This window comes from Chromohalobacter nigrandesensis (assembly GCF_023061285.1).
GTDB classification, from domain to species: Bacteria; Pseudomonadota; Gammaproteobacteria; order Pseudomonadales; family Halomonadaceae; genus Chromohalobacter; species Chromohalobacter nigrandesensis.
Genome location: NZ_JAKGAM010000001.1, coordinates 296,312 through 311,076, shown reverse-complemented (window position 1 = coordinate 311,076; position 14,765 = coordinate 296,312). Strand labels below are relative to the sequence as shown.

The window sequence follows — 14,765 nt, the reverse complement described above, 5'->3', positions numbered from 1 at the left end:
GGGGGCTTTCGGTGTACGCTAGCGCCTTGTCACGATCATTCGGAGTGGAACATGAGGCGATGGACGCGTGCTTGGGTAATGACCTTGAGTGTTTTGTCGTTAGCGATTTGGAGCGGGGCATGCGCGCTGGCGAACGCCGATGACGAGGTCTGGATCTTGATCGACGACAATGATTCCACACTGGATATCTATCGCGGTGATACACGGATCGAGCGTTTCGAGCCGGTGGCGTTGGGGCGGGGTGGAACGGCGCGCGTGCGTCAGCAAGGTAGCAGAATGACGCCTACCGGCGAATTTCATATCAACCGCATCAATCGCGACAGCAAGTTCGATATCTTCCTGGGAATAGACTACCCCAAGCTCGAAACCGCACGTGAGGCGATGCAGGCAGGTTTGATGTCGCCGACCGAATATGCCGATTTCCAGGATGCTTACTATCGTGATGGGGCGCCGCCGCAGGATACGGTGCTGGGCGGCTATATCGGTATCCATGGTCTGGGCAATAGCGATCCCGATATTCATCGGCGCTTTAACTGGACGGAAGGGTGTGTGGCCGTCACCAATGACCAGATTGAACAACTGACGCGCCTGGTCTCGATCGGCACACGCGTCGTGATCCGGGGAGACGACGATGTGCCGATCGATTCCCTGCGCGACAAGCCGCAGGCGAGTACTCAGATCTCGACGGATTGATAGAGCAGGTGCGGCGGCGTCGGCAAGGCGTCGTACAGGCTGCCGGGCAGCGGTTCGCGCGGTGTCTCTTCTTCGGGTTCGACGTTCAGTGCCACCGCTGCGCCATCGGGAATCAATACCGCGTCCGCTAGACGGCGGTGATCGATGTCGGTGTCGATATCGTGGCGTTTCAAGGTAGCTACGAGCGCTTCATCGGCGTCGAGCACACGCTTGAGCACCGGTGAACGGCGGTCTTCTTCGAGCAGCGGGAAAGACTGTACGTAGAGCGTCTCGTCGCGCCAGCCGAACTTGGTCGGTTCGCTGACCAGATTCACCTGGGTGCCTACTGGAAGCTTGCCGAATAGATGCTCCACGTCTTCCGGGAACATGCGAATGCAGCCATGCGTCACGCGCATGCCGACACCCTGCGGGCGGTTGGTGCCATGGATCAGGTAGCCAGGAATGTTCAGGCGCATCTTGTACCCGCCCAGCGGGTTATCGGGGCCGGGCGGCACCACATCGGGGAGTTCTCGACCATCCTCGGCGTGTTCTTCGATAATCGACTGGGGCGGATACCAGGGCGGATTTTCCTGCTTTTCGGTAATCCGTGTTTCTCCCAGCGGCGTCGACCAGTCCATGCGCCCGACGCTGATGGCGTAGGTCTCCACCCGTGCCGGTTCTCCTTCCTTTTGCTCGGGGTAGTAATAGAGGCGCATTTCGGGGATGTTGACCACCACACCTTCATGGTCGGCATCGGGGAGAATGAAGCGCGTGGGAACCGTGACCTCGGTGCCTTCGCCGGGATACCAGACACTGACCCCGGGATTGGCGCGCCGCATCTCTTCGTAGCCGATCCCATAGTAGCGACCGATGTCGAGCAGCGTGTCTTCCTTTTCGGCCTCGATGACGCGTGCTTCGCCGACGATATTGCTGTTCTCGTCGATATCGAAACGTGTAACGCGCTGGTCGTGGGGCGCCGCCTCGGTTTGCGGCAAGTCGGCCGCTTCGGGATCGATGACGGGCCCTGGGGCTGAGTCGGCAAGCGCCAGCGTAGAGAGAGACAGCAATGGGGCCAGCAGGAAGGGCGATAGGCCTCGGGAAATAACCGGCATGGATAGGGACTCTTTTTCGTTCAGGCAAGTGGCGAATGCCACGGTCACCTGCATTCTGGCGTATTTTCATGCCGACACAAGCCTTCAGCGGATTTGTGGCGTGCATGCGTACGTCTATGTAAGCCGCTGGCTAGGCGCGCGCTTGGCGGGTGCTGCCTGTTAGGCTGCTTCCGTCTTGCGATTGAGCTGGCCGAGTAACGCTTCGAGCAGGGAAAAACGCCGTTCCTCGTCGCTCATGTCGCCATCGAAGCGTAGCGTGTCCGCACCGTCCAATCGATAGTGTGCCGGATCCTGCTGGATCATTTGAACCAGTGTCATGGGGTCGACGGCGGTGTGTGTACCGAACGTGAGGCGACCACGCTCGGCGCCGGCCTCAAGGCGCACGATCCCCAGGCGTTCGGCACGCTGGCGTAGCCGGGTCTGACGGAACAGCGTCTTGAGCGGCCCTGGTAGTAGTCCGAAACGGTCGATCATCTCGACCTGTAACTCCTTGAGCTCAGCTTCGTCCTCGGCGTTGGCAATACGCTTGTACATGATCAGGCGCTGTTGCACGTCCGGCAGGTAATCGCTGGGGATCAAGGCCGGCAAGTTGAGGCTGATTTCCACGCCATCGTCCAGCGGCGACTCGATATTGGGTGTCTTGCCGCTCTTGATGGCCTTGACCGCGCGGTCGAGCATTTGCATGTAAAGGCTGTAGCCGACCGTTTCCATCTGCCCGCTTTGTTCATCGCCCAACAGTTCGCCAGCGCCGCGAATTTCCATGTCGTGACTGGCGAGAGTGAAGCCGGCCCCGAGATCCTCCGCCTGGCCGATCGCCTCGAGGCGCTTGAGTGCGTCTTGGGTCATGGCCTTGGGCGGTGGCGTGAGGAGATAGGCGTATGCCTGATGGTGGCTGCGGCCGACACGCCCGCGGAGCTGGTGCAACTGGGCGAGTCCGAATTTGTCGGCGCGCTCGATGATGATGGTGTTGGCGCTGGGGACGTCGATGCCGGTTTCGATGATCGTCGAGCAGACCAATACGTTGAACCGCTTATGATAGAAATCCGACATCACACGTTCCAGAGAACGCTCGGGTAGCTGGCCATGGGCGACGGCCACGCGTGCCTCGGGGACTAGTTCGGCGACCCGCTCGGCAGCGGTTTCTATCGTCTTGACCTCGTTGTGCAGGAAATACACTTGGCCGCCGCGCAGGATTTCGCGCAGCAGGGCTTCCTTCAGGACGCCTTCGTTGCGCTGCTGTACGAAGGTCTTGACCGATAGGCGGCGCGCTGGCGGCGTGGCGATGATCGAGAGATCGCGAATGCCGCTCATTGCCATGTTCAAGGTGCGAGGAATCGGCGTCGCGGTAAGCGTGAGAATATCGACCTCGGCCCGCAGGCTCTTGAGCTTTTCCTTCTGCGAGACGCCGAAACGGTGTTCCTCGTCGATGATCAAAAGCCCCATGTTGGGCAGCGACATCGACTTGGAAAGCAGCTTGTGGGTGCCGATGACGATATCGGCACGGCCATCGCTGATGCGCTCCAGCGACGCTTGTTGTCCCTTGCCGGCGGTGAAGCGCGAGAGCAGTTCGATCTGTACCGCGGTATCCGCGAAGCGGTCGCGGAAGTTGTCGTAGTGCTGTTGGGCCAGCAAGGTGGTGGGTACCAGCACCACCACTTGACGACCGGAATGCACGGCAAGAAAGGCGGCGCGCATGGCGACCTCGGTCTTGCCGAAGCCTACGTCGCCGCAGACCACGCGATCCATCGGGCGTGGTGCGGTCATGTCCTCGAGCACCGCATCGATGGCGGCGTGTTGATCGGGGGTTTCCTCAAAGGGAAAGCTGGCCGTGAAGCGTGCGTATTCTGCACCGGGAGCTTCGCAGGCGAAGCCCTCGCGGGCTTCGCGCCGGGCATAGGTATCCAATAGTTCAGCGGCGGTATCACGCACCTTTTCGGCCGCCTTGCGTTTGGCCTTGTCCCAGGTTTCCGAGCCGAGTTTATGCAGCGGGGCCAGTTCATCGGTGGCACCGGCATAACGCGAGATAAGGTGCAGGCTGTCCACCGGTACGTAGAGCTTGGCGCCGCCGGCGTATTCCAGCGCCAGAAATTCAGCGGCCTGACCGCCGGTTTCGAGCGTCTCGAGCCCTTGGTAGCGGCCCACACCGTGGCTCTGGTGAACTACCGGAGAACCAGGGCGCAATTCCGCCAGGTGGCGAACGGCGAGCTCGTTGTCATCGGTTACCCGCCCCCGGCGGCGTGCCTGGCGAACGACATCACCGTAAAGCTCGGTTTCAGTAATGACGCAAGTAGCGGGGCTGTCGAGCCATAGCCCTTCATCGAGACCGCCCGCGCAAATCGCTAGCGGCGCACTGCCATCCAGGAAGTGTTGCCAGCCATCGGCCACGGCTAGAGGGCGCTCCAGCGGGGCGAGGGTTTCTTCCAGGGCTTCGCGGCGCCCACTGGACTCGGCGACCAGCAAGACGCGCGGGGCGTCGGGGGCGCCGAGAAACGCTTCGAGTTTGGCGAGAGGGTGACGACCACGAGCATGAATGGCCACGTCAGGGAGGGGGTGCGTGGCCGGTACCTTGGCATGCGGATGCGGTTCGTCGTCGTCAACCAGCGCCACGCGCGGGTGCTGCTTGATGGATGCGAAGACCTCGGGCACGGGGATGAAGGCATGTGCCGGTGGCAGCAAGGGCCGCGTGGGGTCGACACCAAGGTTGTCGTAGCGGCTTTCGATGGCGCTCCAGTGATGCTCGGCCGCCTCGTGGATGCCGGGCATCAGTGCGATGCGCGTATGCGCATTCAGATGCTCGAACAGGCTTGCGGTCTCCTCGAAGAATAGCGGCAGGTACTGTTCCAGCCCGGGAGACGGAATGCCTTTGAGTGCGTCGTTGTACAGCGGGCATTGACGAGGGTCGACGTCGAACAATGTCTCGAATCCCTCGCGGAAGCAGGCGATCGCCGAGCGCGACAGCGAATATTCGTGTGCCGGCAGCAGTTCCACGCGCTCGACCTTGTCCAGGGAGCGCTGAGAATCGGGATTGAAATAGCGCAGCGTATCGACTTCGTCATCGAAGAGATCGATACGCAGAGGATGCTCACTGCCCATCGGGTAAAGGTCGATCAAGGCACCGCGAAGCGCGTATTCCCCGGGTTCGTAAACGGTCTCCACGGCGCGGTAGCCGGCCCGCGAGAGGCGTTCCCTGAAGCCTTCTCGATCGAGTTGCATGCCGGTGTACAGCGTCAGGACGCGGCCGGCGATGTAGTCGGTGGGTGGGAGCCGTTGCATCAGGGTGTTGATGGGCACCACGACGATGCCGCGCGTCCCTTCTTGTAGCTGACGCAGCGTCTTGAGACGTGTCGAGACGATATCCTGATGCGGCGAAAAGCTGTCGTAGGGCAACGTTTCCCAGTCGGGGAACGACAAGATGGGATGATTGGCGAAGAATTGCAGCGCGCCTTCGAGCCGTTGAGCGCTGGCAGTATCGGGGGTCACGACCATCAGCGGAGCGTCGTCGGCGAGGCGTGCCAGCGCCAGGGCGCTAGCGGCGGCGTGCGGACGTTGCCAGTAGACAGTGTCACGTACGCCCTGAGGATGCGGTGGATCTAGCGGTGAAAAATACGACATGGTGCGCTTCATTTTCTAGGTCGAGACGATGATAGCAGGCAAAACAAGGGTTGGGGGCGATAGTCGGGGATTTAAAGCCGCGTTCGGTACCGGTCTTGTAGTCGAAATTGGTCGCATAAATCGACGTTCAATGCCCTTTTTCAGCCCTGTAGTCAAGGGCCTGTTGGTGTAGTGGAATTACACCGCATGCGACCAAGCAAGCATTGCTAAGGGTGTGAAAGACTACGGATAATGCGCTCGATTTCGTTCCCCGCTGCCGTGACGAGGCCCGCCGTGAGTCAAGAAAATCTCGAGACCTATTTTCAGGATTGGCAAGAAAACGAAGCCTTGGCTGAGGAGATGATCCCACTGCTGGGCTGCCTCTACCGCAAGTACAATGTCGTGCCATCTCTATATGGGCGCTCGTTGATCAATCGTTCGGTCATTCGCATTCTCAAGAATCATCGCTACGTCAAGAAGGTCGAGGGAACCGAACTCTCGGTGCGCGATACGTTGCCGATGGTCAAGGCCATGACCGAGCTCGAGCTGGGGCCGGCGCACATCGACATCGGCAAGTTGGGCGTGGCCTTCAAGCGCTCCGGGCAAGATGACATTCGGGCCTTCCTCGAAACGGAGCTCGCCGATATCGTAGGTCGCCATGCGGATAACGGCATGGGCGGCGAGCCCAAGGATGTCGTGCTCTACGGCTTTGGGCGCATCGGTCGTTTGCTGGCGCGTATCATGATCGAGAAGGCGGGCGGCGGTAACTTGTTGCGTCTGCGTGCCATCGTGGTGCGGGGTGGCGGCGATGACCTCGAGAAGCGGGCCAGTCTGTTGCGCCGTGATAGCGTGCATGGGCCGTTCGCCGGCACAATTCGGATCGACCATGAGAACCAGGCGATTATTGCCAACGGCAATTACATCCAGGTCATTCATGCCGATTCGCCTAGCGAGATCGATTATACCGCATACGGCATCCAGAGCGCCCTGGTCGTCGATAACACCGGCAAATGGCGCGACGAGGAAGGCCTTTCCCAGCATCTGGCGTCCAAGGGTGTGGCGAAGGTGCTACTGACTGCACCCGGCAAGGGTAGCGTCAAGAATATCGTGCCGGGTATCAATCAGGATGATATCAGCGATGATGACCGCGTGTTGTCTGCGGCCTCGTGCACGACTAACGCTATCGTGCCGGTTCTCAAGGCGGTCAATGACGAGTTCGGTATCGTCCACGGGCATGTCGAGACGGTGCATGCCTACACCAACGACCAGAATTTGATCGACAACTATCACAAGGGCGACCGCCGGGGACGTAGTGCTGCGCTGAACATGGTGCTGACCGAAACCGGTGCCGCCAAGGCCGTGGCCAAGGCACTGCCCGAGTTGTCGGGCAAACTCTCCGGGAATGCCATTCGCGTACCCACGCCGGATGTCTCCATGGCCATTCTCAATCTGACGCTGGACAAGGCTACCGACCGCGAGGCGCTGAACGAGTACCTGCGCGACATGGCCTTGCATTCACGCATGCAAAAGCAGATCGATTACGTCGACTCGCCGGAGGTGGTGTCGTCCGATTTCGTGGGCAATCGTCATGCCGGCATCGTCGATGCTCAGGCAACGATCGCCGAAGATCGTCAAATCGTGCTCTACGTGTGGTACGACAACGAATTCGGCTATAGCTGTCAGGTGGTGCGTATCCTGCAGCACATGTCCAACGTGCGTTTCGTATACTTGCCGCGCGAGACGCGCTGAGCGCGCTCTTGCGTCGCTTTCATCTCCGCCCTGGCGCTGGCCGGGGCGCTTTTTGTCGCCTGTATTCCTCCTTCGTAAGCCTCATACTTCCTAAGGTTATGTAGTCATTTGGGGTTAGTCTCTCTATAATAGTGCCCGATTTTGAGGACGGCCCTTGTGGCCATGGGCCGAAAGAAACAATCGTCTGATAAGAAAAGAATCCGACTACCGTGAAGATTGCCCGTGCTGCTCAGCGTGCCTATAAGACGCGTGGCAAGCGTGTGGCCGTTCATGGACCCCTTTCCTTTCGAAACATCAGATCCGACAACTGGGCGAGACTATGATCGAAGTCAAACGAGGCCTGGATCTCCCCATCGCCGGGTCGCCCGAGCAGCGCATATACGATGCGCCGCCCGTGCGGCACGTGGCGATACTCGGTACCGACTACGTGGGCATGAAGCCGACAATGGAGGTCCGCGAGGGGGACAAGGTAAAACTGGGCCAGCTACTGTTCACCGACAAGAAGATCCCGGGCGTACGGTTCACGGCACCAGGCGCAGGCGAGGTGGTGGCGATCAATCGCGGCGAGAAGCGGCGCCTGCTGTCGGTCGTCATCAAACTCGATGATCACGAAGAGGCCGTACCCTTCACGGCGCATGGCGCGGACGCGCTGGAACACTTGGAGCGCCAGACGGTCGTTGATCAATTGGTCGATTCAGGGCTCTGGACGGCATTCAGGACTCGCCCTTATTCCCGCACGCCCGCACCCGATACGACTCCCGCCGATATTTTCGTTACTGCCATCGATACGCATCCCCTTGCCGCCGACCCCAATGTGGTAATCGGTGAGGACGCCGCTGCGTTCGAGCAGGGGCTCAAGGTGCTCAAGCACCTGACGCCAGGTCAGGTGTTCGTCTGCCATGGGCAAGGCGCCGAGCTGCCGGGCAGTGAGCTCGAAGGCGTGCGTTCCGAGACCTTTGCCGGCCGGCATCCTGCCGGACTGGTGGGCACCCATATCCATTATCTTTCGCCGGTGAGTCTTGCGCGTCAGGTGTGGCATCTCGGCTATCAAGATGTCATCGCCTTCGGCAAGCTGTTTGCCGAAGGGCGCCTCGAGACGCAGCGGGTAGTGGCCGTCGGCGGGCCGCGCGCCAAGCAGCCGCGCTTGCTGCGGACGCGTCTCGGGGCGAGCAGCAGTGAATTGCTGGAAGGTGAGGTCGACTCGCCCGATGACGCTCGCGTGATTTCAGGGTCGGTCTTCGGTGGCGAGATCGCCGAAGGCTCGCGGCGCTTCCTGGGCCGTTTCCATCGCCAGTTCACGCTGCTCGAAGAGGGCAACAAGCGTGCCTTACTGGGCTGGTTGTCGCCGGGATTGCGGCGTCATTCGGTGATGGGCATCTATGTCTCTCAGTTTCTGGGGCTCGATCGGTATTCGCCAAATACCTCTACCAACGGTTCCGAGCGCGCCATGGTACCGGTGGGCGCCTACGAACGCGTGATGCCGCTGGATATCATGCCGACACAACTGTTGCGCTCATTGATCGTGGGCGACATCGAGAGCTCGATGGAACTCGGTTGTCTGGAGCTGGATGAAGAAGATCTCGCGCTTTGTACCTACGTTTGCCCCGGCAAGTACGAGTACGGCCCCATCCTGCGTGATAACCTCACCATGATCGAGAAAGAGGCCTGACGATGGGAATTCGTAATACGCTCGACAAGCTCGAGCCGCATTTTCACCAGGGTGGTAAATACGAGAAGTTCTACGCGCTTTACGAAGCCGTCGATACAATCTTCTATACGCCCCCGGACGTGACCAAAAGCACGGCGCATGTGCGTGATGGCATCGATCTCAAGCGGATCATGATCACGGTGTGGCTGTGTACCTTTCCGGCGATGTTTTTCGGCATGTACAACGCCGGCCTGCAGGCCAATATGGCGATGGGCGATGGGTTCGGCGCACTGAGCGGGTGGCGCGAAGCTATCACCATGGCGCTGGCCGGGAGCCACGATCCCGGCAGTATCTGGGCCAATTTCGTGCTCGGCGCCACCTACTTCTTGCCTATCTACCTGGTGACCTTCGTCGTTGGCGGGTTTTGGGAGGTGCTGTTCGCCGTCAAGCGTGGTCATGAGGTCAACGAAGGCTTCTTCGTCACCTCCGTGCTTTTTGCGTTGATTCTGCCGGCGACGATTCCGCTGTGGCAGGTGGCCTTGGGGATCACCTTCGGGGTCGTGATCGGCAAGGAAATTTTCGGCGGCACCGGCAAGAACTTCCTGAACCCGGCGCTCACCGGGCGTGCCTTCTTGTACTTCGCCTATCCGGCGCAGATCTCCGGCGATAGCGTGTGGGTGCCTGCCGACGGTTATACCGGCGCGACCGCGCTTTCCACTGCGGCGCAGAACGGCATGGGTGCCGTGCAGCAGGCATATAGTTGGTGGGATGCTTTCCTGGGCTTCATTCCCGGTTCGGTGGGGGAAACCTCGACACTGGCGATCCTCATCGGCGCGGTGGTCTTGTTGATTACGCGTATTGCCTCGTGGCGCATCATGCTGGGCGTATTCGTGGGCATGGCACTGACCGCCATGCTGTTCACTTCCATCGGTTCGGACAGCAACCCGATGTTCGGCATGCCATGGTACTGGCATTTCGTGCTCGGTGGCTTCGCCTTCGGGATGGTGTTCATGGCCACCGATCCGGTATCGGCGTCGATGACTGATCGTGGCAAGTTGCTGTTCGGCCTTTTGATCGGGGTGATGACGGTATTGATCCGGGTGGTCAATCCGGCGTTTCCGGAAGGCATCATGCTGGCGATTCTGTTCGCCAACCTGTTCGCGCCGATGATCGATCACTTCTTCGTGCAGGCCAACATCAAGCGCCGCCAGAAGCGTGATGCCGCGTATTCCACCGCGACGACCGAGGAGACCACCTGATGGCCAGTAACAACTCCATCAAGAAAACACTGACGGTCGCACTCGCGCTGTGCATCGTGTGCTCGGTGGTGGTCTCGACCGCTGCCGTGGTCTTGCAGCCTACCCAGCAGAAGAACCAGGAGCTCGACCGCAAGAGCAACATCTTGCAGGTGGCTAACCTCTACGAGCCGGGGATGGATGTCGACGATGCTTTCGATGAGTTGATTACCTCGCGTGTAATCAAACTGGAGACCGGTGAGTACAGCGATCGTTTCGATCCGCAAAGTTACGATCAGTTCGACGCCGCCAGTGACCCTGCGACATCGCGTACCCTGTCCGGTGAAGAGGATAGTGCGGGTATCGGGCGCGAAGAGATGTACTCGACAGTCTATCTGGTGGGCGACGATCCCGATGATCCCGAGCAGATCATTCTGCCGATTCGCGGGCAGGGGCTATGGGGGCTGATGCGAGGTTTCTTCGCTATCGAAGGCGATGGCAATACCATCATCGGATTGTCCTACTACGATCACTCCGAAACGCCGGGACTCGGTGGCGAGGTTGACAATCCTCGTTGGAAGTCGAAGTGGAAGGGCAAGGAGATTTATGCAGAAGATGGCATGAATCCCGATATCTCCCTGGTCAAGGGTGGCGCGGATGGTGAATATGAAGTCGATGCCTTGTCGGGGGCGACGCTGACGAGCCGCGGCGTTACCAACATGCTGCATTTCTGGCTGAGCGAGAGTGGCTTCGGCCCCTATCTCGCCCGCTTCCACGGCAATTCCGAAGGAGCGTGAACATGGCTGCTGAATCCGTAAAAGACGTCGTTCTCTCGCCAGTCTTCAAGAACAACCCGATCGCGCTGCAGGTGCTGGGGATCTGTTCGGCACTGGCGGTGACCAATTCCATGAGTGTGTCGTTGGTCATGGGCCTGGCCGTTATCGCGGTCACGGCGTTTTCCAATCTGTTCGTTTCGTTGATTCGTCAGCATATTCCGTCGTCGATCCGCATCATCGTGCAAATGACCATCATTGCCTCGCTGGTCATCGTGGTCGACCAGGTGCTCAAGGCATATGCTTACGAGATGTCCAAACAGCTATCGGTCTTCGTGGGGCTGATCATCACCAATTGCATCGTCATGGGCCGTGCCGAGGCCTATGCCATGCAAAATGGCCCTGTGATGAGCTTTCTCGATGGGATCGGCAATGGTCTGGGTTATGCCGTGATCCTGTTGATCGTCGGCTTTTTCCGTGAGCTTTTCGGTTCCGGTAGCGTCTTCGGCTTCACAGTGCTGACGCCGGTGCAGGACGGCGGTTGGTACGTACCCAATGGTCTGATGCTGTTGCCGCCCTCGGCATTCTTCGTTATCGGCCTGATCATCTGGGTGCTGCGCAGCATTCGTACCGAGCAGGTCGAAAAGACCGAATACCGGATCGTGGCCAACAGCAAGGCCAAGATTAAGGAGTCCGTGTAATGTTCGAACATTATCTGAGCCTCTTCGTCAAGGCAGTGTTCGTGGAGAACATGGCACTGGCGTTCTTCCTCGGCATGTGTACGTTTCTGGCCGTTTCCAAGAAGATTTCCTCGGCGATCGGTCTGGGAATCGCGGTCATCGTGGTGCTGACCATTACCGTGCCGGTCAATAACCTGATCCTGACGTATCTGCTCAGGGAAGGTGCGTTGACCTGGACGGGCCTTGAAGGCGCCGGGAATATCGATCTGTCGTTCCTGGGGCTGCTGAGCTATATCGGCGTCATCGCGGCGCTGGTGCAGATCCTCGAGATGTTCCTCGATAAATTCGTTCCCACGCTCTATAACGCGCTGGGGGTTTTCCTGCCGTTGATCACCGTGAATTGCGCGATTCTCGGCGCGTCCCTGTTCATGGTGGAGCGTAGCTACAACTTCGGCGAATCGGTGGTCTTTGGTGCCGGGGCTGGCTTCGGCTGGGCGCTGGCGATCGCCGCATTGGCGGGAATTCGGGAAAAGCTCAAGTACAGTGACGTGCCGGCCAGCCTTCAAGGGTTGGGGATTACGTTCATTACCGTCGGACTGATGTCATTGGGCTTCATGTCCTTCTCCGGCATCCAGCTCTAAGCAACGGAAATAGGAAACCGACATGGTTGATACATCCATCATCGTGCTCGGCGTCGTCATGTTCACCGTGATCGTGCTTGGTCTGGTGGCCGTGATCTTGACGGCGCGCAGTCGTCTGGTCAGCAGTGGCGATGTCTCCATCGAGATCAACGACGATCCCGAGAACACTCTGACGACCCAGGCTGGCGGCAAGTTGCTGCAAACGTTGGCCGCCAACGGCATCTTTCTTTCCTCGGCGTGCGGCGGTGGCGGTTCCTGCGCGCAGTGCAGATGCCGTGTGGTCGATGGCGGGGGCTCGATTCTGCCCACCGAGGAGTCTCACTTCACCCTGCGTGAGAAAAAAGAGGGCTGGCGGCTGTCTTGTCAGGTGCCGGTCAAGCAGGACATGAAGGTCGAGGTTCCCGAAGAGGTCTTCGGCGTCAAGAAGTGGGAGTGCGAGGTCACCGAGAATCCCAACGTTGCTACCTTCATCAAGGAGCTCAACCTCAAGCTTCCCGAAGGCGAGGATGTGGCTTTCCGCGCCGGTGGCTATGTGCAACTGATAGCGCCACCCTATGATCTCTCCTTCAAGGACTTCGACATTGAGGAGGAGTACCGTAGTGACTGGGAGAAGTTTGGCCTGTTTGATATTTCGCACAAGAATAACGAGGAGGTCATTCGCGCCTACTCGATGGCCAATTATCCCGATGAAAAGGGCATCCTCAAGTTCAATATTCGTATCGGGGCACCGCCGCCCAATACCAATCACCCCCCGGGGTTGATGTCGACGTATGTCTTCGCGCTCAAGCCGGGTGACAAGGTGACGGTGATGGGGCCATTCGGCGAGTTCTTCGCCAAGGACAGCGATGCGGAAATGATCTTCATCGGTGGTGGCGCAGGCATGGCGCCGATGCGCAGCCATATCTTCGATCAGCTCAAACGCCTCAAATCGTCGCGCAAGATCTCATTCTGGTACGGTGCGCGCTCCTGGCGTGAGACCTTCTATAATGAAGAATACGACCAGTTAGCCGAAGAGTTCGAAAATTTCGAATGGCATCTCGCGCTCTCCGACCCGTTGCCGGAAGACAACTGGGAAGGGGACACCGGCTTCATCCATAATGTGCTTTACGACAAGTACCTCAAGGACCATCCGGCGCCGGAAGACTGCGAATACTATATGTGCGGCCCGCCCATCATGAATGCCTCCGTCATCAAGATGCTGACCGACATGGGTGTAGAGCCTGAAAACATCATGCTGGACGACTTCGGCGGATGAGGCTCGCAGCATACTGTGCAGGATCGGCCTGGAGAGGGCTGGTCCTGCTTGTGTTATTGATGCTGGTCGGCTGCGATCAACCACCGCAGGCGCATCGCTTCGAGGGTCCCATCTTCGGGACGGGCTACCATGTGACCGTCTATGGTGACTTCAGCGATAAGCAACTTGCGTCGCTGGAGGATGGAATCAAGGAGTCGCTCGATGAGGTCGATCATCTGATGTCGACCTATAAGTCCGACTCGGAGTTGTCGCGTTTCAATGCCGCGTCGGTGAATGAGCCGTTCGAATTATCCTCTGCCACGGCGAATGTGATCAGGGAAGCTATCGATATCGGCGATCTCTCGAAGGGGGCATTCGATGTCACCATCGGTAGTGCGGTCAACCTGTGGGGCTTCGGTCCCGAGATGCGTCCGGACGAAGTGCCCAGCGACGATGAAATCGCCCAGGCGTTGGACGAGGTCGGTTACCAGGCGCTGAAATTGAAAGGCAATCGCCTGATCAAGACCAAGCCGGTATATGTCGATCTTTCGGGTATCGCCAAGGGGTTCGGGGTCGACCAAGTGGCGGCTCGCCTGGATGCGCTGGGCGTGACGTCCTATCTCGTGGAGGTCGGTGGCGAAATTCGTACACGGGGCGCCAAGCCCAATGGCGAGCCTTGGCGCATCGCCGTGGAAAAACCGATTTCCCGGGAGCGTAGCGTGCAACGCGTGCTTGAACTCGAAGACGTGGCGGTGGCGACATCGGGGGATTACCGCAATTATTATGAGGAAGATGGCCAGCGTTTTTCGCATACCATCGACCCGCGTACCGGTCGTCCGATCACCCATCATCTCGCCTCGGTGACGGTCGTCTCCAAGCGTAGCGCGACGGCCGATGGTCTGGCGACGGCGCTCGAGGTTCTGGGGCCCGAGAAAGGCATGGCGTTGGCTAATCGCGAGGATATTGCGGCTTATTTCATCGTCAAAACCGATGAGGGCTTCAAGACAGAACTTAGCGAGGTGTTTCATACCTATCTTGCGGATGAGCCGTCCGAAGGGGAAAAGCAATGACACTATGGCTTTTGGTATTCGCATTGATGCTGCTGCTGCTGGCGGGTATGGCCATCGGCGTCATTCTCGGCCGTAAGCCGATCGCAGGCTCGTGCGGGGGGCTCAATCAGTTGGGCCTCAAGGAGGGGTGCGATATCTGCGGCGGGAATGACAAGGTCTGCGAAGAAGAGAATCAAAAGCGCCGCAAGAGTGCGCGTCGTTCCAGCGACGAGAACCGGGGCGCCGACCTCGGCTACGACGCCGTTCGACGCTGAGCGCACTCGTCAATCAATACTCACACTGGAATCGTTGGTTTGAGTCCAAGGCGCCTTAGGGCGTGTCCCGACATGATATTGCGGGAAATACGGGTATGTGCCGCCG

The 14,765-nt window shown here is 59.2% G+C and carries 12 protein-coding genes; 10 read left to right on the top strand and 2 right to left on the bottom strand.

Going from position 1 to position 14,765, the window contains the following annotated elements; translation table 11 throughout:
- Positions 1–51: 51 nt before the first annotated feature.
- Positions 52–693, top strand: a complete 642-nt coding sequence (locus L1073_RS01485; protein ID WP_246896476.1) for a L,D-transpeptidase family protein — start codon at positions 52–54, stop codon at positions 691–693.
- On the opposite strand, the gene L1073_RS01480 is transcribed toward L1073_RS01485, so the two are convergent.
- Positions 675–1,784, bottom strand: coding sequence for a L,D-transpeptidase family protein (locus L1073_RS01480; RefSeq protein ID WP_246896475.1), 1,110 nt, complete (start codon positions 1,782–1,784; stop codon positions 675–677). The two genes, L1073_RS01485 and L1073_RS01480, sit on opposite strands and share 19 nt — an antisense overlap.
- Before the next feature lie 159 nt (positions 1,785–1,943).
- Positions 1,944–5,396, bottom strand: a complete 3,453-nt coding sequence (mfd, locus tag L1073_RS01475) for a transcription-repair coupling factor (RefSeq protein ID WP_246896473.1) — start codon at positions 5,394–5,396, stop codon at positions 1,944–1,946.
- A 273-nt stretch (positions 5,397–5,669) separates the two neighbouring features.
- Between mfd and L1073_RS01470 the strand changes: the two genes are divergently transcribed.
- The 9 genes from L1073_RS01470 to nqrM all read left to right on the top strand — a co-directional run bounded on the left by L1073_RS01470 (position 5,670) and on the right by nqrM (position 14,659).
- The gene (locus tag L1073_RS01470) at positions 5,670–7,124 is read left to right on the top strand and encodes a glyceraldehyde-3-phosphate dehydrogenase (RefSeq protein ID WP_246896472.1); all 1,455 of its coding nucleotides are present in this window, start codon (positions 5,670–5,672) and stop codon (positions 7,122–7,124) included.
- Between the two features lie 319 nt (positions 7,125–7,443).
- Complete coding sequence (locus tag L1073_RS01465) at positions 7,444–8,793, top strand: Na(+)-translocating NADH-quinone reductase subunit A (protein ID WP_246896471.1); 1,350 nt, start codon at positions 7,444–7,446, stop codon at positions 8,791–8,793.
- A 2-nt stretch (positions 8,794–8,795) separates the two neighbouring features.
- Complete coding sequence (locus L1073_RS01460) at positions 8,796–10,031, top strand: NADH:ubiquinone reductase (Na(+)-transporting) subunit B (RefSeq protein WP_246896470.1); 1,236 nt, start codon at positions 8,796–8,798, stop codon at positions 10,029–10,031.
- On the top strand, positions 10,028–10,804 hold the full coding sequence (locus L1073_RS01455; RefSeq protein WP_246896941.1) for a Na(+)-translocating NADH-quinone reductase subunit C: 777 nt from the start codon (positions 10,028–10,030) through the stop codon (positions 10,802–10,804). The genes L1073_RS01460 and L1073_RS01455 overlap by 4 nt, the downstream gene beginning before the upstream one ends.
- Before the next feature lie 2 nt (positions 10,805–10,806).
- Entirely contained in the window at positions 10,807–11,481 is a 675-nt protein-coding gene (locus L1073_RS01450) for an NADH:ubiquinone reductase (Na(+)-transporting) subunit D (RefSeq protein ID WP_246896469.1), read from the top strand.
- Positions 11,481–12,101 carry an NADH:ubiquinone reductase (Na(+)-transporting) subunit E gene (gene nqrE, locus L1073_RS01445; protein WP_246896468.1) on the top strand — a complete coding sequence of 207 codons (621 nt, stop codon included), beginning with the start codon at positions 11,481–11,483 and terminating at the stop codon, positions 12,099–12,101. The genes L1073_RS01450 and nqrE overlap by 1 nt, the downstream gene beginning before the upstream one ends.
- A 22-nt stretch (positions 12,102–12,123) precedes the next feature.
- Positions 12,124–13,356: an NADH:ubiquinone reductase (Na(+)-transporting) subunit F gene (nqrF, locus tag L1073_RS01440; RefSeq protein ID WP_246896467.1), complete on the top strand. Its 1,233-nt coding sequence runs from the start codon at positions 12,124–12,126 to the stop codon at positions 13,354–13,356.
- Positions 13,353–14,405: an FAD:protein FMN transferase gene (locus L1073_RS01435; RefSeq protein WP_246896466.1), complete on the top strand. Its 1,053-nt coding sequence runs from the start codon at positions 13,353–13,355 to the stop codon at positions 14,403–14,405. The genes nqrF and L1073_RS01435 overlap by 4 nt, the downstream gene beginning before the upstream one ends.
- Complete coding sequence (gene nqrM, locus L1073_RS01430; protein ID WP_075367888.1) at positions 14,402–14,659, top strand: (Na+)-NQR maturation NqrM; 258 nt, start codon at positions 14,402–14,404, stop codon at positions 14,657–14,659. The genes L1073_RS01435 and nqrM overlap by 4 nt, the downstream gene beginning before the upstream one ends.
- The last annotated feature ends 106 nt before the right edge of the window (positions 14,660–14,765 follow it).

Coding starts and splice junctions, on each gene's coding strand:
- L1073_RS01485 (WP_246896476.1), top strand. CDS start 52: ATGAGGCGATGGACGCGTGCTTGGGTAATGACCTTGAGTGTTTTGTCG.
- L1073_RS01480 (WP_246896475.1), bottom strand. CDS start 1,784: ATGCCGGTTATTTCCCGAGGCCTATCGCCCTTCCTGCTGGCCCCATTG.
- mfd (WP_246896473.1), bottom strand. CDS start 5,396: ATGTCGTATTTTTCACCGCTAGATCCACCGCATCCTCAGGGCGTACGT.
- L1073_RS01465 (WP_246896471.1), top strand. CDS start 7,444: ATGATCGAAGTCAAACGAGGCCTGGATCTCCCCATCGCCGGGTCGCCC.
- L1073_RS01460 (WP_246896470.1), top strand. CDS start 8,796: ATGGGAATTCGTAATACGCTCGACAAGCTCGAGCCGCATTTTCACCAG.
- L1073_RS01450 (WP_246896469.1), top strand. CDS start 10,807: ATGGCTGCTGAATCCGTAAAAGACGTCGTTCTCTCGCCAGTCTTCAAG.
- nqrE (WP_246896468.1), top strand. CDS start 11,481: ATGTTCGAACATTATCTGAGCCTCTTCGTCAAGGCAGTGTTCGTGGAG.
- nqrF (WP_246896467.1), top strand. CDS start 12,124: ATGGTTGATACATCCATCATCGTGCTCGGCGTCGTCATGTTCACCGTG.
- L1073_RS01435 (WP_246896466.1), top strand. CDS start 13,353: ATGAGGCTCGCAGCATACTGTGCAGGATCGGCCTGGAGAGGGCTGGTC.
- nqrM (WP_075367888.1), top strand. CDS start 14,402: ATGACACTATGGCTTTTGGTATTCGCATTGATGCTGCTGCTGCTGGCG.